This is a genomic window from Paraburkholderia sp. D1E, from assembly GCF_052682275.1.
On the sequence record NZ_JBQYMB010000001.1, the window covers coordinates 7329435 to 7350298 of the forward strand.

General features: G+C 58.8%; 18 protein-coding genes. 7 read left to right on the forward strand and 11 right to left on the reverse strand.

Going from position 1 to position 20864, the window contains the following annotated elements; translation table 11 throughout:
- Positions 1-22: 22 nt before the first annotated feature.
- From ACUN0E_RS32950 to ACUN0E_RS32970, 5 genes are all read right to left on the reverse strand, one after another.
- The gene (locus tag ACUN0E_RS32950; protein ID WP_445569216.1) at positions 23-1303 is read right to left on the reverse strand and encodes a type II toxin-antitoxin system HipA family toxin; all 1281 of its coding nucleotides are present in this window, start codon (positions 1301-1303) and stop codon (positions 23-25) included.
- Positions 1300-1776 carry a helix-turn-helix domain-containing protein gene (locus ACUN0E_RS32955; RefSeq protein WP_408509936.1) on the reverse strand — a complete coding sequence of 159 codons (477 nt, stop codon included), beginning with the start codon at positions 1774-1776 and terminating at the stop codon, positions 1300-1302. Before ACUN0E_RS32955 ends, ACUN0E_RS32950 begins: the two co-directional genes overlap by 4 nt.
- A gap of 496 nt (positions 1777-2272) precedes the next feature.
- On the reverse strand, positions 2273-2608 hold the full coding sequence (locus ACUN0E_RS32960) for a hypothetical protein (protein WP_445569217.1): 336 nt from the start codon (positions 2606-2608) through the stop codon (positions 2273-2275).
- Between the two features lie 901 nt (positions 2609-3509).
- On the reverse strand, positions 3510-3782 hold the full coding sequence (locus ACUN0E_RS32965; protein ID WP_445569218.1) for a hypothetical protein: 273 nt from the start codon (positions 3780-3782) through the stop codon (positions 3510-3512).
- A gap of 1212 nt (positions 3783-4994) precedes the next feature.
- Positions 4995-5789, reverse strand: a complete 795-nt coding sequence (locus tag ACUN0E_RS32970; RefSeq protein ID WP_445569219.1) for a response regulator transcription factor — start codon at positions 5787-5789, stop codon at positions 4995-4997.
- Between the two features lie 133 nt (positions 5790-5922).
- Here ACUN0E_RS32970 and ACUN0E_RS32975 point away from each other — a divergent pair, with 133 nt between their 5' ends.
- From ACUN0E_RS32975 to ACUN0E_RS32990, 4 genes are all read left to right on the forward strand, one after another.
- Positions 5923-6738, forward strand: coding sequence for a carbon-nitrogen hydrolase family protein (locus ACUN0E_RS32975; protein ID WP_445569220.1), 816 nt, complete (start codon positions 5923-5925; stop codon positions 6736-6738).
- 169 nt (positions 6739-6907) lie between these two features.
- A complete protein-coding gene (locus tag ACUN0E_RS32980; RefSeq protein ID WP_445569221.1) occupies positions 6908-8026 on the forward strand; it encodes a polyamine ABC transporter substrate-binding protein in 1119 nt (372 codons plus the stop codon).
- A 75-nt stretch (positions 8027-8101) separates the two neighbouring features.
- A complete protein-coding gene (locus ACUN0E_RS32985; protein ID WP_445569222.1) occupies positions 8102-9673 on the forward strand; it encodes a DUF3138 family protein in 1572 nt (523 codons plus the stop codon).
- A gap of 129 nt (positions 9674-9802) precedes the next feature.
- Entirely contained in the window at positions 9803-11440 is a 1638-nt protein-coding gene (locus tag ACUN0E_RS32990; RefSeq protein WP_445569223.1) for an amidohydrolase, read from the forward strand.
- A gap of 54 nt (positions 11441-11494) precedes the next feature.
- Here the strand turns inward: ACUN0E_RS32990 and ACUN0E_RS32995 are convergent, their stop codons facing one another.
- The 3 genes from ACUN0E_RS32995 to ACUN0E_RS33005 are packed head-to-tail and all read right to left on the reverse strand — an operon-like array spanning position 11495 to position 15313.
- On the reverse strand, positions 11495-12694 hold the full coding sequence (locus tag ACUN0E_RS32995) for a porin (RefSeq protein WP_445569224.1): 1200 nt from the start codon (positions 12692-12694) through the stop codon (positions 11495-11497).
- A gap of 34 nt (positions 12695-12728) precedes the next feature.
- The gene (locus tag ACUN0E_RS33000) at positions 12729-13913 is read right to left on the reverse strand and encodes an MFS transporter (protein ID WP_445569225.1); all 1185 of its coding nucleotides are present in this window, start codon (positions 13911-13913) and stop codon (positions 12729-12731) included.
- Between the two features lie 17 nt (positions 13914-13930).
- On the reverse strand, positions 13931-15313 hold the full coding sequence (locus ACUN0E_RS33005) for an IS4 family transposase (RefSeq protein WP_445566105.1): 1383 nt from the start codon (positions 15311-15313) through the stop codon (positions 13931-13933).
- 142 nt (positions 15314-15455) lie between these two features.
- On the opposite strand from ACUN0E_RS33005, the gene ACUN0E_RS33010 reads away from it, so the two are divergent.
- The 3 genes from ACUN0E_RS33010 (at position 15456) to ACUN0E_RS33020 (ending at position 17566) form a co-directional block, all read left to right on the forward strand.
- A complete protein-coding gene (locus ACUN0E_RS33010; RefSeq protein ID WP_445569226.1) occupies positions 15456-16217 on the forward strand; it encodes a hypothetical protein in 762 nt (253 codons plus the stop codon).
- A gap of 95 nt (positions 16218-16312) precedes the next feature.
- On the forward strand, positions 16313-17269 hold the full coding sequence (locus ACUN0E_RS33015; RefSeq protein ID WP_445569227.1) for a T6SS immunity protein Tli4 family protein: 957 nt from the start codon (positions 16313-16315) through the stop codon (positions 17267-17269).
- A gap of 9 nt (positions 17270-17278) precedes the next feature.
- Positions 17279-17566, forward strand: a complete 288-nt coding sequence (locus ACUN0E_RS33020) for a PAAR domain-containing protein (RefSeq protein ID WP_445569228.1) — start codon at positions 17279-17281, stop codon at positions 17564-17566.
- 855 nt (positions 17567-18421) lie between these two features.
- Here the strand turns inward: ACUN0E_RS33020 and ACUN0E_RS33025 are convergent.
- The 3 genes from ACUN0E_RS33025 to ACUN0E_RS33035 form a co-directional block, all read right to left on the reverse strand.
- Entirely contained in the window at positions 18422-18763 is a 342-nt protein-coding gene (locus tag ACUN0E_RS33025; protein WP_445569229.1) for an L-rhamnose mutarotase, read from the reverse strand.
- A 61-nt stretch (positions 18764-18824) separates the two neighbouring features.
- Positions 18825-19961, reverse strand: a complete 1137-nt coding sequence (locus ACUN0E_RS33030; RefSeq protein ID WP_445569230.1) for a mandelate racemase/muconate lactonizing enzyme family protein — start codon at positions 19959-19961, stop codon at positions 18825-18827.
- Positions 19962-19968: 7 nt separating this feature from the next.
- Complete coding sequence (locus ACUN0E_RS33035; protein WP_445569231.1) at positions 19969-20862, reverse strand: carbohydrate ABC transporter permease; 894 nt, start codon at positions 20860-20862, stop codon at positions 19969-19971.
- Between the last annotated feature and the right edge of the window lie 2 nt (positions 20863-20864).

Genomic DNA, 20864 nt, shown 5'->3' on the forward strand with positions numbered 1-20864 from the left:
ATAGTATTGATCTGGTCGTTACTTATGCATGCACGGCAAGACGAAAGGCAGCTTCCATCTGCTGCTGTTCTCTGTGAGAGATTGAAAGAGAATCGGCGATCGTCCGCCACTGCGAAACAACATGAATCTGGTTCGAGATAATCTCTTCGACCTGCTCAACGGAAACTCTGAAGTAAGGCGCAACGGACTGTGCCAACTCCAGATCTATCGCGTTGTCCGACTCGCTGATATTAAGCTTCAGCCCGTGGGAGCGGGATACCGGGTTCATATCGAATGCGGGAGAAAGCGCCCACCCCTGTCCCTGTTCCAGCAAGAAACCGTGGTTGCGCAGATGGTCATCGGTATTGGACACGAGCAGATTAAAGACAATGCGCGACCACAGCTCTCGCAGATCGGCATCGGTGCTCGCGCCGTCGGTCATCAACACCTGCGCGATTTCCAGGTAGCTGACACCTGTCGAAGCGTCATCACCATCCTGATGGCCGGTCAGGTTCATCGCGGAGGCAAAGTGCCGCCGCCGACCCTGCAACGTACGATCGAACCGTTTAACCAGGAAGGTGTGGTGAGCACTGCCGAACCGCCGGACCAGCGCATCGGACACGTCAAGCCCGCAGGCCCTGGCCAAGGTGTACACCACCATTTCCCAGGCTCCGACGTCATGGTCGTCCCGCACACTGGGAAACTTGGCGATCCAAAGGTGTCCTGTTGGATCGACCACGCTGGCCTTGGGACGTGCGCCCCCTAATGAACCGCCGGGTGCGATCAGCATGCGCAGCCATTCGTCGGCTTCGCTCGCCGTATTGTCTTCATCGCGTTCGAGGGCCAGGCTTGCGGCCTCTAGCGCGCGCAATTGTACAAACGGAGGCGCTGCAATGTCGTGCTGATCGTCCTGGAACGGGCCTTCGTCGTCACGCCGAAAGCGCAGCGCACCGACGCGATATGCGTCATGAACGCCCATCAGGTAGTCCGATTCATAAAGCCGCGCCTTGGGATCGGCCCGGCCGGCGCGCTGCGCCCGCTCCAGCTGCCGGCGCATCAACAGGCGCCCCCATCGATCCGGGCTGGCGTCACTGAATGCACCAAACGTCTCCTGTCCCTGTGGCGGATACTGTCGGCCCGTGAACCAACCGAGCCGCGGGTCGAGCTTGAGACCGGCCATATCTGGCCGATTCAGCACTTCATCGTCGAATTCGTATTCGAAGACTTCCTGGGCGGCAGCGGGGTGCGTGTAAAGCCTGCCTAACCTCAGAGGCTCGGCAAGGCCGTCCCAATCTCCATAGACGGCAATCAGCCCGTTGTTCATCTCGCCGGCCCCTTCTTGTCCGGCCTGGGAATCTTGATGAGAGAGGCCAGGTTGTCTGCACTGACAAACGTGTCATCTGCCGTCCAATTGCTCGCGACGGAGTGCTCTGTCTTTTCGGAGGGAGCAAACGTAGAGGCCCGACGCTTTGGCGCCGGGGGTGCAATTTGCTTTGTAGCGCGAGATCGCCTTGGCAGTGCTGCATCCTGCAGGTTTCGGCCGAGGGGGTCGTCCTTCAGCAGGAGATCCAGGTCTTTGTCCGCGCCCAATACCTGCATGACGGCCAAATAGGCGCCTATCGTGACCCCGGAACTGCCCTTCTCCAAACTCCGCAATGTGACTGGCGTCATTCCCGCCCGTTCCGCGACCTGCTTGCCGGTCAGGCGCCGACGCAGGCGTCCCAAGCGTAAACGCTCCCCGAGCTGCTGCAAGCGCAGCTCGGTACCAGGTAGCAAGGGAGCGGTTTTTTTGGCCATAAGAGCAATATTACTACTCTAATCGGCCAAAATGGAAAGAATATTATGCCTTTATTCCCACTCGATCGTCAATTGTCGACCGGGACCCTTGTGAAGACGGTCTTTTCACCTGGTCGGGTAGCGACCATACCGTCAGCCATACCGAAAAATCCAATCGGCAGTTATCAGCTTTGGACAGACTGCATCGGAGAATCAACGTGCGCTTTCGTTCAAACATCACGGACACTGGGCACTCGAATACCACTTCTGCGGGGATACAGTCACCGATACCGTCAACCACTTTCCAACGCGATCCTGGCAAAGCTTGAAGAAGCCATGATCCCAACTGCGGTCGCGCCTCCGCTCAGAAAGCATGCAACGCGTGTCGCAACCGTGGCCAGCGAAACGCAGTAGCCGCTCGACAGGAAGATGCTGCGCAACCAAGAGCGTCTGCATCGAGGATAACCGCATGGTCGTATTCCAAGCCCTTGACCAGCAGCGTTGTCCCGATGAGCTTTCAGTGGCCAATAGGCCGCCCTGTGTGCCTCATCTCGCGCTGGTACAGGTTCGCAGCCTCTGAGAGAATTACCCTTTCTCCTTCAATGTGCATCTTCAGCACGTTGAGGAAGCGATACAACAGGTCACGACGGTAGGCCGACGCCTCTTGGTTAGCCTTTAACGCCAGGAAGAATGCCTTGAAGTGGCCGCTTGTTGGCGTCTTCAAGTAGGCATTCGCTGCATGCAAGACCAGGGGGTACTTGGTCCCTTTGCTTTGTTTTGCCACCTGGCCCCGCTTGGTGTCTGCCGTCAGTGCCTTATCCACACCAGTGAAGTACTTCTCGGAAAAGTCCAATGCGAGAAGAAAGCCTTCCTGGCCAGTTCGCGAGTCGGTGTGGCGAACGAAAATATTCTTTGCTGAGCAAGAGACTTCTCAGCTCGCCTCCCAGCCTCGCCAATTCGCCAATTCGCCAATTCGCCACCTACAGGGTGCGTCAATGCCCACCGCTGCTACGCTATATTTGAGGCATTTTTCGAGCATATGCTCTGGCGCTTCCTTGCGGAGGTTACACACAATCTGGGTACCACGCAGGATAACCAGATGATTCCCCTTCCGGTCGCCGCCAATATCGACCCGCTACAGCTCGTCCAGAGCCCATAGTGCAATTGCCCTTTTAAATAAGTCCCAGCGGCCGCAGAGGAGGACCGCAGAATAGACCGATGAGTTTGTCGCGGTTGAACTGCACGGGCCCCTCACTCGACCATCTCTACGCTGTACCCATCGCTGCGTTTTTCCGATTTCGTGCAATCCAAGCGTGACGGCACTCGTGCTCCTTCAAGATTGAGCAAGCGTTGCGTCAATGCTGACCGGCATTTAGTAGCATCCAAATTTGCCGCGTGGGTGGCCCGGCAAGAATTCGCGCAAATACCGCGCGGCACCTAACGCAGGTGTAGTGCTCTTCAATTCGCGCATCTTTGACCGCGTCGGCGACATTGAGCGTGAGGTCTTGATGCGGAAGCTCAGCCGCTGACTTTCCGTAAAGGTTAGCGCACCGCCCGCAGGCTTGAATCCAAAGGTCCATTCGTCAGTTGTCGGCAATTTCGAGCGTCACGCGGCCAGTCGATGCTCGTAAAACGTATAGGTTTTAAAGCGAGGAATATCTGCGACGGGGCGTCGCAAGGTAGACCATTTAAGGTAAGCGCACCATTAGTGCCCACGCCATCAAAAGCGAACAAGGAATCGATGTCTCTCGCGGTTAGTCCCCAAACGGGTTGTCGGTGTTTTTCACTTCGGCATTGAGGTTGTATTCCGCACGCACGGCCTTGAGCACGCCCTCGATGTCGCGCTCGAAGCCGACCGCGTTGCCGAAGTGGGTCATGTTCCAGTTGCAGCCTGTCTTGTCAGACTCTTGCAACTGCGGCCGCGGCACACGAATCTTCACGCCATCCTCGACGATTTCCTGCAGTCGATGGATTCGCCGGTTGACCTCCTGCTGAAGCTGCGAGGCATTGAGCGTCCTGCGTATCATCTAAGTCTCCTTCCGGTTGCTCAAGCCAGTCTAGCGCAAGTGAGGCGTTCCGCGACCTGGCGCTGAAATGCAAAGTGCCTCAGAGAGAGCAGGCGCCCTGGTTCGTCGGGACGCGTCAGTAAGTCAGTACGCGACAATCGCGACGCCTCTGCCGCCAATGCCACGACCACCGACGCGCGCACCGTCCCCGCCACCACCGATGTTCGCCTGGCCAATCGCTATACCGCCAGCCGATGCTCATAATACGGCCTGTCCCTGTCATCAAGTATCGCCGCCGCGAGGTCAGCGGCGTCTGACAGCCCCAACTTACGCGTCCGGCGAACCAGATGCTTGCCGATTGCGACCAGGAGGAATAATCCTTGTTCGGCAACTACACTCTGTTTGGGCGCATGACAAACGAAAAAATGCTGCGTTAATTAAGCGCCGATACCCAGAATTGGATTCCATCTCTGTAACAACATTCGCGACAGGCACATTAGGGGCGTGACCGACGCAGGAAAATACTTTTCGCGATCAGTCTATTGATTTACTGAGATGGACTCGACGCCCCTTCGGGGAACCGCGTCGTGTAGACCAGCGGCAACATGAACGCAATACAGGTTTAGATTCCGGAATCACCCAGCGCAGGTTTGCGTAGCTCTATTACATGATGACGAAATCGGTAGAACCAGCATCCTGAAACCTGCTTTCCGTGCCGGCTGTGTAGTTCAAGCCGTTGATTTGTTCAGTACAAGGGTGCGCGGATTTCATCAAGGCTGCGGGCGTGCTTCGGCAAATGCCCACGAGCAAGCCGGATACATGAATGCAGACCATTTCCAATCATCATTAAGAGCTTGCAAAGCGCGTCGGGTCCATACATACACGGATTCCACCTCCTCGCTCAGTTGCGATGTGCGCTGATCAACGGTGACCTCGGCGAAAGACTTGCGAGATACAAAAGGCCGGAGCCACCACTATCGAACGAGGCCGCGGTATTTATCAAACTCTTCGAGCGAACACCGAACGCAATACCCCTAAGTTTTTAACGCTCCCCCGACACTCTAGCCGATTCGTTGATCGCTATTTGCACCACAGCCGCCGCCGTCAGGATGCGGAAGTTTCCGCACGCCAGAGGTCCGGAAAGCACAGTCCCATAAAATCTCTTCCCCGCCAGCATCTGCAAGATGGCATGATTGCGCACGCCATTCCGGAACAATTTGCAAACGGAAATCGCTATGAATCACTCTGCGCTTTCAAGAACAGCGCAAAAAGTTCAGACTGCGATTTTATTTCCAGTTTCCCATACATATTTCTGCGATGAGACTTCACGGTTTCGATAGAAATATCCAGCTTGCTGGCTATCCCCTTATTGGAGTGGCCGCTCAATATTAACCTGCCAATATCCATTTCTCTGGCGGTGAGCGGGATTCCGAGCCGCTCCATCGCGTCTTCCAGGCCACTCTGCCAATGAGGCGTTTGAGGAGACGCGACCTTCTCGGCAAGCACGCCTTCAAAGAACATGCGTTGACGCATCAGTCCGGCAACCCATGGCCTCATCAGGTCGAACAATGCGATTTGTGCTGGGGTAAAGCGCTTTTTGCTACCGAGCGCGACACATACGGTCCGTGCGTCGTCCAGCACAACGGTGTATTGAACTTCGTCTTCCACGACATAGTGCGTGAAATAGAGTTTGTAATAGTCGGTCTGGTTAAAGCACTCAGGCGCAACGTCGGATAGGCGAAAGAGACCGGTCTTCGGGCTTTCACGGTTGGCGATGTAGAAGGGGTCCAGGAGATATAAACCTTTGACATAGTCAGTGTATACCGGGTCCGGTCCCTCCCCCTCGAAAGGGTTCACGGCGAGCACGTGCGGGCGGTCATCGCTGAACAACAGCACCACCCAGCTATCCGTGGGGACGTACTCGTCCAACAATCGGATCAGAGCCAGCCAGAATCCTGGGCGATCCAGGGTGTCAATCAACTGGCCGACCGATCGGTGCCACGCGACATCCTGCAAGCTCAAACTCATGCGCCTCCCCCGTAGGTACTAGCTACTCGATGTGATTATTGAAATCATCGGTGAGCGCCATACTTCCATGCGCCCTTGCAAGCAGCATTCACTCTTGTCGCCAGGGTTTCGCTAATAAAGGACAGATTCACCGATGAAGATCGAAATCGTACAACTGGCCGGTCGCGACGGCGATACGGCATACAACTTGAACCGCGCGCTGAAAGCCATTGCCGCATGCGCACCGGATACCGACATAGTACTGTTTCCCGAAGCCCAAATCACTGGCTTCCTCGATGCGCAGAACATTTCTTCGTTGGCTGAACCTTTGAACGGGCCCAGCGTTCAAGCGATCGAAAAGGCAGCGCGCGAGCGTGACATCGCCGTGGTCATCGGTCTGATCGAAAATGACAACGGACGCTTCTATAACACGACCCTGTTCATCACCCCCCAAGGCATCTCGCTCAGCTATCGGAAGACCCACTTGTGGGTTTCGGAGCCGGGTCTGGTGCTGCCCGGCGATCGGTACGCCACGGTGGAGTGGAGAGGCGTGCGCATCGGCCTCCTGATCTGCTATGACATGGAATTTGCCGAGACCGCTCGAGCCCTGACCACGCTCGGTGCCGAACTGCTCCTCGCGACAAACGGCAACATGGAACCTTACGGTTATGTTCACCGAACCGCGCTTACAGCACGAGCTCAGGAAAACCAGGTATTTGCTGTGATGGCGAATCGGGTCGGCGAAGGCGCGGACGATCTGGTCTTTGCAGGTGGCAGCGCGGCTATAGACCCCTTCGGCCGCACGCTGTTCGAAGCCGGCAGAGAAGAATGCCGCCATGTCGTCGAACTCGATTTCGCACAGATCGCAGCCTCACGCGCGCTCTACGACTACCACGCAGACCAGCGCCAGCCGTTCCCAGGAGAGACGACTGAGTATCCGGATGGACGGCGCGAACTGCTGATTCCGTAGGCTGCCGAAAGGTTTGTCGAGTCAAGCGCATGCGCATCCCCCTTTGGGGTTAGCTACTCGACGTGATTATTGAAATTATTGGCGAACAGCATACTTGCCTCACTCCTGCCGAATCACGCGCATTCGAGGCCGGAGTTTCACTCACAAAAAAGTCATGGTGGAGAGACAGATGTCAAAGAACTGGATGAACCGTTTGAAGACGGTATGCGCGGCGCTCGCATTCGCCGGGGTTACATGGCACGGTATGCCGTCGGCACAAGCGGCCGACCAGGTCGTCAACGTCTACAACTGGGGCAACTCGATCGGCAAGGACACGGTCGCGAACTTCGAGAAGGCGACCGGAATCAAGGTCGTCTACCAGGAGTTCGATTCGAACGAGACGCTGCAGGCGAAGCTGCTGTCGGGCACGTCCGGCTACGACATCGTCGTGCCGTCCGACATCTTCTGGGCGCGCCAGTTGCAGGCCGGCATCTTCCAGAAGATCGACAAGACGAAGCTCCCGAACTACGCCCTGCTCGACCCCGACATCATGAAAATCCTCGCGAAGGACGATCCGGGCAACCAGTACGGCATCCCATGGACATGGGGTACGGACGGCCTCGGCATCAACATCGAAAAGGTCAAGGCAGCGCTCGGCAACGATGCGCCACTGACCAGTTGGTCTTTGCTGTTCGACCCGAAGTACGCGCAGAAGCTGAAGGGCTGCGGCATCTCAGTGCTCGACTCGGCCGTCGACACGTTCGGCATGGCCCTCATCTATTTGAAGAAAGACCCGAACACGAACAACCCGGCCGACTATCAGGCGGCGTATGAGTTGCTCAAAAGTGTCCGGCCTTATATCACCCAGTTCAATTCGAGCAGCTATATCAACGATCTCGCCGGCAACGATATCTGCCTCGCGCTAGGCTGGTCGGGCGATATCAACTCCGCCCGCATCGCCGCCGCGAGCGCCAAAAGGTCGTATCACATCAAGTACGTGATCCCGGACGAGGGCAGCGCGCTGTGGTTCGACATGATGGCCATTCCAAAGGATGCCCCGCATCCGGACGCCGCGCTCAAGTTTGCCAACTTCGTCCTTTCAGAGAAAGAAAGTGCAAACCTGACTAATGACACGTCTTATCCGTCAGCCGTGCCGTCGTCAAAGCCGCTCGTGCGTGCGGATGTGACCGCCGATCCGGCCGTGTTTCCGTCGTCTGAAGTGATCCATAAGCTGAGCCTCAGCAAGCCGATCCCGCCCGATCTGATGCGGCTCATGAACCGGCTCTGGGCAAAGCTCAAGACCGAGTAACCCCCTAAAGGCTTACCCTGCGCGCCCCGCTGCCAATAGCGGGCGGGGGCACGCTCGTCCCTATGGATCATCGACATGAAAGTAAAACACATCACCGCGCTGTGCCTGCTGGCCTTCGAGGCGGTCTCGGTGTTCGCGGCCGAACCGCAGCCCACCTCGGACGCAAGCCGCCTGAAGGCACTTCAGGCGCAAGTCAATGCGCTGCAGGCCAACCTCGACTCGCTGCGCAAGAGCATCGCAGGGTCCACCGCGCTGGCGCCACCCACGAACGCCGGAACGGCGAACATCGGCCCGGTGAACACCGCGACGGCCGCCGCGGCCGCATCCGACACGGCGCCCGCATTTACGAACGACGACGTGCAGCAGATGCGCGAGCAGATCGCCAACGCATCGCTCAAGGTCGACTCACTGCAGGAAGCGGCGACCACCGGGCCGCTCGCCGGCCTGAGCATCACCGGCTATATCGATCCGGTCTATCTGTACAACCGTGCCCAGCATTCCGCCAGTTTCATGTTCGTCAATCATGATCCGGGCATTTACGACTACTACAACAGCACGCTCGGCGACGTCTATCTCGACATCAAGAAAACCTTCGGCGTCGGGCCAATGGCGCCGTCCGCCGAGATCGTGATCCAGCCGAACCGCGGCTTCGGCAGCGTGCTGAGCAACGAGCACGGCGGTGTCGGCAACAACATCTTCACGCAGGCCCAGGTGTCAGTGCCGCTCAGCACTACAAAAACCTTCGAGACCGGCCTGATGACGAGCCTCGCCGGCTACGAAGTGCAGCCGTCCAACCAGATGCTCACGCTCACGCACGGCCTGCTGTACGACTTCAGCGAGCCGGGCAACATGGTCGGCATAGGGTTGAAGGGTTCGGATGCGACGTTCACGCATTTCTGGCAAGTACTGCTCGGCAACGAACAACTGCGCACTGCAAGCGCGATCGTCAACGCCGCAAACAATACGACCAAGACCAACTGGACTCCGACGCTGACAGCCCGTTACGACAGCGCTACCACAACGGGACTCGACATTGGCGCCTCGGGTACGATCGGCCGGCAGACACTGTTCTCGCCGTGCGCGGCCGCGGGTGGCTATGGCTACCAGTGCGACGCCTCATCTCCATTCGGCCTGTACACGTATGTAGAAAGCGATGTGACGTATACGCACGATAAAACGCAGTTCAACGCGCAGATCGACTACGGTCAACTGCAAAAAGCTGCATGGAACGGCGGCACCGCCCGCTGGTTCGGCACCTCTTTGCTCGGACATACGAAGTGGACAACGTCGGGGATCGGCCGCATGGGCGCGACGCTACGCTTCGACTACCTGAACGACGCAGCCAACGGCGGCGGCGGCAGCAGCATCCTCTACGGCCTGTCCGGCGGCAACCCATCAGTCAATGGCACGAGCGGCTTCGGCATCGATCCTTCCTGCTTCCAGAACTCCTCCAGCAAAGGCACGGAGTGCAAAGGCGCGCAGCGCTACGCCCTCACCGCCGATCTGCTGTTCTATCCGACCGACCAGATCATCGTTAAGCTCGAATACCGTCACGACGGGGCGAACCACCCGGTCTTTATGAAGAGCGACGGCAGCTACTCGCGTAGCAACGATATCGCGGCGCTACAGTTCGTCTATACGTTCTGACCGGGATCACTTTTATTTTCAAAGCCTGCGACCGGCGTGTCGCCGTGCTGTCCGCTGGATAGGGCGCAGCCAGGACCGTACGCCTCCTGATCCACCCGAACAGCTTCATTGGTTTTATCCGGAGATACCATGCATCAGCCAGCCGACCTGATCATTACCCATGCGAACATTCACACCATGGATGACACGCTGCCCAAGGCGCAAGCCATCGCTGTGCGCGATGGCCGTATCATGGCCGTTGGAACGAACGAGGAAATCGAGCGCATGACGGATGCACGCACGCGCCGCATCCATGCGCAAGGGCGCATGATGTTGCCCGGCCTGCAGGACACCCATGTGCACTTCCAGTTGAGCAGTGCCGATCTGTACCACAACGCTGCCCTGTACCATGCTACGAGTGTCGACGAGTTGCTGGACATCATCCGGGAGTTTGCCGGCCGAAACCCGGACAAGGCATGGATCCGCGGCGTGGGCTTTTCGTCCAGCCTGTTCAGTCCGGAAACGCTCACGAAGGAAAAGCTGGATAGCGTGACCGGGGGACGTCCGGCGCTGATGCTGGCGAGCGACCATCACAACGGCTGGGCCAATAGCGCAGCCTTCGAGATTGCCGGCGTGAAGCCCGGCAGCACGGAGCCGGACAATGGCAATTACGTGCGGCTGGCCGATGGCAGTCCGAAGGGTTGGCTGATCGAGGACGCGATCTGGGCGATGAACCGCATCGCGCCCGGTTATACGGACGACGAATACCTGGAGGCCATGAAGCATTACAGCAACGCGTTCAATCGACGCGGCATTACCGGCGTTCTGGATGCCATGGTCAACCGCAACTATATGAAGAACTACCAGGCGTCCCATGACCGTGGAGACCTGACCATTCGGGTGCGTGCGACCTCGAAGATCTTTGCCCACAAACCGCTAACCGAACAACTCCAGGAGTTGATGGACTTGCGAGAGATTTATCGGGGAGACAGGGTTTCTCTTCACTCAGCCAAGTTTTTTCTGGACGGTGTGCTCGAAAATGGAACGGCTGTTCTGCTCGAGCCGCGCAGCGATACCGGTGGGAACGCGGAGCTGATGTTCAGCCAGGCGCAGATCAATGAATATTTCGCGGCATTCGACCGTGAGAAGTTCCAACTGCACGTGCATACCATCGGCGATGGTGCAGTGCGCGCTGCGGTGGATGGGATCGAGTATGCCTTGCATCAAAATGGCAAGTGGGACGCTCGCCACCAATTGGCGCACCTGCAGGTGGTGAATCCGGCCGATATTCCTCGATTCAGGGCTCTTGGCATCCTTGCCAATTATCAGACCTTGTGGGCACAACCCACCCCTGCGGCAGATGCGATCGCAGAAGCCATGCTCGGCCCCGAACGCAGTCAATGGATCTTTCCCATCGGCGCCTTCATCCGTCAAGGCGTGACCTGTATGTTGAGCAGCGATTGGGGTGTCAGTACCTACGACCCCTTCCAGATCATGCAGACTGCCGTCACCCGACAAAATGCCCACGCGAGTCCCAGCGACCCCGCTCTCACCCCGCAACATCGCATCAGCATCGAAGAGGCTTTGCGTGGATACACCATCAATGCGGCGCAAGCTGCATGGCGCGACGACAGCACCGGTAGTCTGACCGTGGGCAAGTACGCCGACCTGATCGTGCTCGACCGCAATCTGTTCAACATTTCGCCGTGTGAGATCGGCGAAACCCAGGTGCTGCTCACCCTGCTGGGCGGTCAGGAAGTGCACCGCGATGCCGGGCTTGACGCCTGACATGCGGGTTTGGGTCAGTGGCTTGCGCGGCGCGCTCGCGCCGCGCCATTGCTCCTAGAACCGCTGAATCATGCCAACCGTCAGTCCGACCTGGCTGCGCGACGACGACGGCGCCCCGTTGAAGCCGTCGCCGATCGAGGCAGTCGCATCGATGATCTTGCCGGCCTCGAGCGTCTTGCCACTCGCGCGCTGATACCCCTCGGCCGCGTAAAGACCCGTGCGCTTCGACAGGCTGTAGTACTGCGTCAACGAGAACTGGTGATACTGCGCCGCGCTCGTGATCCCATTCGACTGCGTCGCGCGCGTGTAGCTGTAGCCGCCCGCGAAGTCCCAAGCCACTGTCGGTTTGAAATGCAGCACGGCGCCCGCCGTGTTGAATATCGCCGTATTGCGGAACGTCGAATTGATCCCCGGGATGTACTGCACATTCGAGTACGACGCCGACACATCCCACGCCGACGAGAACTGGTAACCCGCCGTCACCGCGACGCGCTGCTGCGCCTGCGCCGTCGTGTAGCCGATGTTGATCGCCGACACGGCCGTCTGCGCGCCGCCGTTCGAGACCGTCGAGTACTCGCCCCACGCGCCGCCGCCCGGCGTCGAGTTGTTAACGCGTTGGAATGCCGCGGCGATGCCGACCGGCCCGTTGATGTACTGCAGGCCCGCGCTCCAGGTCGAACCTGCGTTCACGCTGCCCGCTTCGCCGCCGAACGCATACGAACCGCCAAACGTGAAACCGTGGTACGTCGGCGACATGTAGACCAATGAGTTGTTCGCGCGGTAGCTCATGTCGAGCGAATCGATATCGCCCGGGTGTGCGCCGGAAAAGCCGGTGAGCCAGAGCGCCGGGCTATACGGCGACAGTAGTGTGAAATATGCGGTGTACTGGCGGCCGGCCGTCAGTGTGCCGTACGTCGGATCGCTCAGGCCTGCCCACGCCTGACGGGTAAATATACCTCCAGCGAATTGCGAGATGCCGTTAGTCGCGTTGACGCCCGATTCCAACTGGAAGATCGCCTTCGTGCCACCACCGAGATCCTCGTTGCCCTTCAGACCAAAGCGGCTGAGCGCCCACCCGCCCGGCGACATTTTCAGGGCGGAATGGCCGCCCGTTGTCGAACCGGGTGATGTGCTGCTGTTCTGAAAGATAAGGCCGCTATCGACAATTCCGTAAAGCGTCACGCTGCTCTGAGCGTGAGCCGCGGTAGCGGCAAGGCCAGCGGCCGTCATGGCGACGGTAACGTGCTTTTTCATTGATTCTCCATCCTGCAAACGTAGATTTATAAATTTAGACTTGGCCGCTCAGACGAATCTGCCGCTCGCCTTCGACCGAACCTTCTGCCTCTCCATCGGGCAGCAGCAGCGCAGCAACGAAGGTGATCCCCGCGATCGCCGCGAATAGCAGCGCCAGCGGCCCCCACTGCACGCCGTACTTCTGCGCGATCCACAGCCCCACCAGCGGCGTAGTCCCGCCGAAGACGGCACCGCAGATCTGGTAGCTCAGAGAAATGCCCGTGTAGCGCACGTTGACCGGAAAGACTTTGGGCAGGAACGGCGCCAGTGCCGCGTAATAGCAACTCGCCAGCGCGGTAGCCACCAGGATGCCGATGGCGATATTGCCGAGGTCGCGGGTCAGCACCAGCATCATCATCGGCATGGCCCACAGGACGGTCGCGCCCGACACGATGGCGATAAACCTGCGCTCACCGATGCGATGGGCGAAATACGACGCCACCGGAAAGCTCACCAACTCGACCACGCCGACGTAGTTGATGATCTTCAGGATGTCCGGCCTCGCGATCTGGAGATAGGTGGTGGTGAAGGTGATCATCAGCGTGGTGATGAAATAGAAGCCCGAGATGCCGAGCATGGACAGGCCAATCCCGAGCACCAGGCGGCCCTTGAATCTCGCAAAGATCGTCCTCAGCGGAGCTGCCGCTTCCGCATGCGCAGTCTTCGCGTGTTCCTGCTGGTACGCTTCCAGCTCCGGGCTTTCATTGACGCCACGCCGGATCAGAAACGCCACCAGCACCAGCACTGAGCTCAGCAGGAACGGGATGCGCCATCCCCAACTTTTGAAGTCACTTTCGGGCAGCGCCGACACCACCTGGAAGATCGACGTGGCCATGATCAGGCCAACCGGACTACCGTACTGCGGCGCGGCGGCAAGGAAGGTGCGCCAGCGCGGTGGTGCATGTTCAGCGGCAATCAGTACCGCCCCGCCCCATTCCCCGCCCACGGCCACACCCTGGACCAGCCGGAGAATCACCAGCAGCGCGGCCGCAGAAATGCCAATGGCGTGATACGACGGCAGCAACCCGATCAGCGTGGTGGCCCCGCCCATCATCAACAGCGTGATGATCAGCGATGCCCTGCGGCCCGCCTTGTCGCCGAGGTGCCCGAACAGGATCGCGCCGAAGGGCCGCGCCACAAAACCTACGGCGAAGGTGCCCAGTGAGGCGATCGTTCCCATGAGGGAATGGCACTTACTTAAGCCCGAGCCCGAGGAGCGTGCCCATATTTTCGGACGCGCTCGCGTGCGATGTGACGAGGCTCTTTCAGCCATGGATAAGACTTCGGTCTTCGTTTGCGCATTCGTGGTTCGATGCGACCGGGGCGGTTCCCAACACGAGACTGCGCGATCAGCTTGAACAGGACACTCTGGTCGTGAGTTGCCGTCAGACCCCTGGCCAGCCATTCAGTCCATAGCTGCACGGCGTGCTTGAAACTCAGTGTTCTCGGATCGGTGGCGCAGTGGCTGGCGGCTTGGGCCATCAGCAGCCGAATCACGTTGTAGGCCAGCAGATGGACCCACATCTCCTTCTCGTTCATGTGGGCAGTCTGGCAATGCAGCACATCCATGCCCATCGTCGTCTTGATGTTACGTAGATCCAGTTCCACGTTCCAGCGCCTGGCATACAACTGCGAGAGGTCCTGTTTGCTGGTCTTGTGTGCATCAAGCATCGTGGTGACCAGCACCCGGTGATGCAGCCTGCATTCGCGCACCATCAGTTCATCGGGGAAGGCCTGGTACTGCTCACGCGTCATCCAGGCGGGGCACTGCCGGGGTTTGGGCCACGTCACAATGTGATCGCGCGTGCCCTGCGACTTGCCTCGCCGAAAGTCGGTGCGGCGCGCCCCATGCTGTTCCATCACGACATCCACTCCGGCGGCGATCATTGAGGCCATCAGAAAGTAGTGGCAGTACAAGGCATCGGCGACAATCACGTCACCTCGACGAAACGTGTTTTCCAGCATGCGAAACGCCGTCAGCTCCCCGCTGCCTTTGCCCGCGTAAGTTCCGACAGCCGCCTCCAGCACTGCGCCGCTTGCCAGACAGATCACCGCAACCAGATAGGCTAACGGAAATCCCACGCCTTCGGCCTGAGCACTGGACTGTGGGAAGCGCGCCTGGTTCGACGGCGTATCGGGCATCGAGATCCCGGTGCCGTCAACCAGCTTGACCGGGCGCCCGCGCCACTTCCAGGCCGGCTCGGCCTGCTCGTGCAGTTGACGCCCCGTCTCGCGCGCCAACTCCCGGACCATTGTCAGCGGCAGTCTCTGGCGAGCGCGGCAGTAGCCTCCCGTGCGCACGCTCGTGGGCCGCAGCCCGTCGGCAACTCGCTGCGCGGCCCACCCGTTGACTGCCTTCTGACAGGAGGCATCCTCTTCCAGCGCCTGGCGCATGAACATCGACAGCGTCACCGTCGGCGGATACAGCCGTTCTCGATGCGCTGGCAAATACGCTTCGGTGGCGGCCAATAGCTGCGGGCTCGTCAGTATGTTGAAGTAGTCCACAGACTGTGTCCTGCGCGCCCGGCTTTGAACTGTGCTTCGTGTTTGCCTATGATGACTTCGTGAATTACGATCCATGGTGGCTGATCCTTGGAATGAGACGGTGTTTGCCTGGTAACAACCATCCTATCAATCCTTCGATCAGCCGCCTCCCTTTCTCTTCAAGCACTTACCCCCGTCTTCTCCTCCATGCAGGCTTAAGTAAGTGCCATTCGTGCTAATGCAGTTCCCGGAGCACGGCGATCCGTATAATGAGTTGTACGTGAATTCACAATGGTATGGTTTGCAGCCGCCCGACAAACAGCTCGATCCCGCCGGGATTGCGAAGAAACGGCTTGATAAGGCTGGCAATCACAAAACCGTAGCAGGCAATTATAGAGAGGCCATGCTGACTGTTGTAACGCGACAGAGCCAGTTGAAAAATCAGTATCACGGCAAGACCTATGTGGCGTATGGCGAGGGCGGTCTCGACTTCAGGTCGCCGCCGTCCAGCACGGCAACGGAGGCCAGCGACAAGGGCAAGCCTGGCATCGAGAAAGGTGCGCCGACGAAAGATCTGTTGACCTGGGGCAACGCAATCTGGACGGGAGACGTGCCATCGGACGTGCAGCCGCCTGAACTTCAGGCCGCAAAGTTGCTGCACGACTCGGGCAAGGGCGAGATCCGCGTGCTTCTGGAACAGCGCAAACTGAGTGTCACGTTCACCGTCCAGAAGACGAACACGTTGCCGGACGTGAATGCCAAGACCGACTGGTCACAGGTGGCAACCAGGACAGGCATCATCCGTGGCGACGGTACAGTGCCCGCATGGTCGGCCGATGCGCAGGTGCGTGGATTAAAGCCTGATGTGCCCGGTGATCCGGCCAAGGGTGTTCAAATGGCGTTCGTTCAGGGCGGATACGAACACATGACGAGCTATGCGCACCCGTGGACGCACTGGGCGACACTCTACAGTGTGGTCCAGATGGTCAACGATATCTAGGTGTCGGAAACATGTTAATGGCTCGTATCCTTCGACCCCTCTTTCTGCTGGCAGCTCTTTGCGCCTGCTCTCTTGCGCTTTCCGTGGAACCAACGATGAACAATCCGCTGCTCTCCAAAGTGCGCCCTTGGTGCATCGGCCGCCTCGTATTCGACCGGCCCGTGTCGAGCGAAATCTCGAATCAAAGTTACGCCTACCGAGGCGACAAGTTCGTAACGACCCACAATGTTTTACCCGATGTCTATCGCACGACAGCGGAGGCGCGAGAGAACGAACTGCGTACCAAACAGCGTGTGAACCCTGTCAATCTGGATGAGAAGACCGGCAAGGCGTGGCTGGAAAAGGCATTCTCTCCGGTCAAAGACTCGCGGGTTTTTATCTACCAGGAAGGCGTGGCGAAAGTTAAATTGCCTTTCAAATCGGAAGGCTATCTTTTTGCGGATCACACGCTCTTTCATACGACCGGCGGTATCGGAGAGGATGGCCTTTACGACGCCGAGAATATATACAACGACATCTACAGACGCATCAAGGCGCGGGACAACTGGGCGGTGCCAGCGGAATCGGGCTTTTGTGTTGACGGGGGGATCATCACCGGATCGTCCACTCACACTGAAGAAGTGAGCCAGTCATTTGCGCTCATGCCAGGCCGGCCGGCTCTGCTCCTGATCAAGCTGCGTGATTCGATGGACGATGATCAAGGTCAGCCGCTCACCAAGAATCTGTCCGAGCTGCGCGCACAACTTGATAGAATGCCTGGCAGCTATCGCATCCTGCGCAAGGGCAAACGCGTGGTGGCCGGCATGGACGCCGAAGAGGTCCTGTTTGCGCTTCAGGACGGTCCGATTACGGTCTACCGTTTCTATCTGCTAGCACCGGGCAATCCTGCCACGCTTGCACAACCGCATACCTCGGTTGAACTGCTACTGGGCACGTCTTCACGGAGCGACCTACCGCCTGATCAGGCAACGTCGCCGGTCGATGAGGCGGAAGCACTGCAGGTATGGGACGCCCTGCTGAATAGCCTCCGGCCGCGACCGGGTGCAGTGTAGGAGCGTACGATGCGGCGTTACGACATTGTGAAAGGCGACAGAACGACGGTGGGTGGCATCGTGCAGGGTGGTGACGGTAATGACTTGCTCGGCGGGCGCGAGCAGGCCTACGAAACCGATCCCGTCCTGTGCCCGGTCTGCAAGACCGTTGGGTTTATCAAGTGCGAGGGCGCGCGCATTTCCATGACCGGGCCCGATGGGCGGCAGGCGGCGCTGAGCGATGATCTGTGCGCCTGCCTGTGCACACCGCATCCGCGTCTTGTGCCGTCGCAAACGACGTCTTACGTTGACGTGTAAGCGCCGCCGCCCGATGACGTAGCGAACCGATAGCGAATACCAAGGAGGGTGACGTGATGATGAAGCGAATATTCAGTCTGATGCTGCTGCTGGCGATCGTGGCGACCATGGCGGGTTGTGCGTCGCTGAAATGCATTCCGACGTGTTGACGTTCTGAGGCGCGCAAGCGCCTGTTTTCCTCAGCCCGATCGTAGCCGCCCCACCCTTGCGGTAAAAGCTCGCTACCAGCACCGACTTCAGCAAACGACCGATCTCCGCGCGGGCTTCGATCGGCATCCGGGCCTTCGGCCGGCGCTGCGGACCGACGAAGGTCTGGACATAACGAACCGTATTGTGTGCCCGTTGGGTTTGCGCGGCGTACTCAAGCTGGTCTTTGTACGGCTAACCTAGCCACAGATTTTTCATTGATCCGTAGGCAACCAAAGTCAGTCATCTTATTCGTGCCCACAAGGGCCCCCAAACTTCCGTGAATCCCTTTGTTGTAGTGGTGCAACACCCCGCCGCCGCCAATTCGAATTCCATCAAAGGCCGTCATCGTCTATCTTCCTGCACTTGGATCAAACTAGTCCATTAGCTAGTACATCATTGAAACAATGAATATTTAAATTCAATAAAAACAATAATTTATATCGTTAGTTTGGCGCCTCTCCTGGGCACCAACAGTTGTTCCGGCGCAAGCCGAAGAAGTCCGAGAAACCCCGTAAGATCAACGTCTTACGGGGTTTTTTGTTTTCTACAGATCCCATGCGCTCCACGGGTATCGACGATTTTTGCGTATGCGCCTGCATATACACGGAATCGCGCACGGAATCGAGGAGCAAACCACTGCCCAAACGGGCGCCTTCGAGCCCCCCATCATGGTTGCCGTGACAAATCGAAAATAAGCGCCGCTTCGACCCATTTTTCACCGGGCGGGGTCCACGGCGTTGGGGCCTGAAACTTCGACATCAGACTCTGCCATTCCGTCAGCACGGGATCATTTGCTTCAGTGTCCGCAAACCGTTGAGCGCTGAAGATTGCGCCATCTGTCTCCATCAGCATGCACAGCCGGGTGCCCAAACGGAAAATTTCCATACGGGTAATACCGTGAGTGCGCAGATAATCCGCCACCTCCGGCCAGATCTCGCGATGCATGGCTTCGTACTCGGCAATCAGATCGGGGGAGTCCTTGAGATCCAACATCAGGCAACGTCTCATCAGGTTCTCCAACGGTCGTGCACGCCCGTCACCACGCCTCTCTCCGGCTGCGCGCGATCCATCATCTGCCTCCGGCCGCGACACGCTCAGGGGGCCGACCAATCGACTTATGTACGTGCTGGTTCGCGCGAATCGCGTCCCAGTCCCAATCGATGCCAAGACCTGGCTCGTCCGGCGCGACCGCATACCCCTGCTCAATCTTCACACGCGAAGCCGTGAGCGTGTCGATCTGCGGGATGTATTCGACCCACGCGGAATTCGGCACCGCTGCACACAGGCTCACGTGGAGTTCCATCAGAAAATGCGGGCAGATCGCGATGTTCATCGCCTCGGCAAAATGAGCGATCTTCAACCACGGCGTGATCCCCCCGACGCGCGCAACGTCCGCCTGCACAATCGAACAGGCGTCTGCCTTCATATATTCGGCGAACTGCGCAGGATGGTATATCGATTCGCCGACCGCGACCGGCACCGCCGTGGCTGCACTCAGTTGCCGATGGCCGGCAATGTTTTCAGCGGGCAGCGGCTCCTCCAGCCACGCGAGGTGCAGCGGCTCGAATGCGTGTGCTCGCCGCAGCGCCTCCGAAAGCGTGAAGCCCTGATTCGCGTCGACCATCAGCTCGAAATCGTCGCCCACCGCATCCCGCACGGCCACAAGTCGCCGCACATCTTCGGAAAGATGTGGGCGCCCGACCTTCAGCTTCGCGCCGCAGAATCCCGATTCCTGCGCCTGCAAGGTCTGCTCGACAAGCTCGCTCTCCGACAGGTGCAGCCAGCCGCCCTCCGTCGTATAAGTCCGCACGCGTGGCTTTGCACCACCCGCGGCAATCCACAACGGCAGTCCGGCCACACGCGTATTGCGATCCCACAGCGCGGTGTCGATCGCGGCCAGCGCGAGACTCGTGATCGCACCAACCGCCGTCGCGTGCGTGTGATAGAACAGATGCCGCCAGATCGCTTCATATTCCGCGGGATTGCGGCCGATCAGCTGCGGCGCCAGATGGTCGTGCAGCAACGCGACGATCGACGAGCCGCCTGTGCCGATCGTGTATGTGTAGCCTGTGCCTTCGCTACCGTCGCTACAACGGATCGTGACCAGCACTGTTTCCTGAACGACGAACGACTGGATGGCATCCGTGCGCCGCACTTTCGGCTGAAGGTCGACCTGCCGGATTTCTACGGTTTCGATGTGGGTCATGGTTGTTCTATCCTTTGACGCCGCCAAGCGTAAGACCTGCGATCAGGTGTTTCTGAACGATAAATGTAAGGATGATGGCCGGAATAATGATGATTACGGCCATCGTGCACATGCCGGCCCAGTCCACCGTGAACTGCGCTGTAAAGTCCATCAAGCCGACGGGCAGCGTTTTGGTATCGGGGCTGCGGCACAGTTGCGACGCCAGCGCGAACTCGTTCCAACTGGTCAGAAACGCAAAGATCGCCGCCGACGCCACCCCCGAGCGCGCGAGCGGCAGCTCGATATGCCAGAACGCCTGCCAGCGGCTGCACCCATCGATCTGAGCAGCCTCGGCCAGTTCCGCCGGCACTTCGCGAAAGAACCCGTCGATCAGCCAGACCGTGAACGGTACGTTCATCGCGAGGTAGACAATGATCACGCCGATATGCGTGTCGAGCAGACCCGTCCACGCCCATAACATGAAGATCGGCAGCGAGAGCGCGATGCCCGGAATCGCACGCGTGAGCATCAGCACCACGAACAAGAGCTTTTTGTGGCGGAACTCGAAACGCGCAAACGCATAACCGCCGGCCACCCCGACCACGATCGCAGCGATCGTGCTCGCCAGAGAAATCACCACCGAATTTACGAAGTACTGACGAATCGGCAGCGACGCCATTCCACCAAAACCCAACACATTGCGGAAGTTATTGAGCGTATAGCTGCCGGCATCGAGCAGCGGCTGGTTCGACAGGATCGCGACATTCGAGCGGAAGGCGTTGAGCATGACCCAAAGGCCGGGCAGGCAGATGACCGCCATGACAAGGAAGACCGCGAGCCACAAAGCTCCCCGCTTCACCGGTGCTCGCAGCGAATCGAATGTGGACGCACGATTGGAAGCGCGATTGAATGTAGTACCCATGA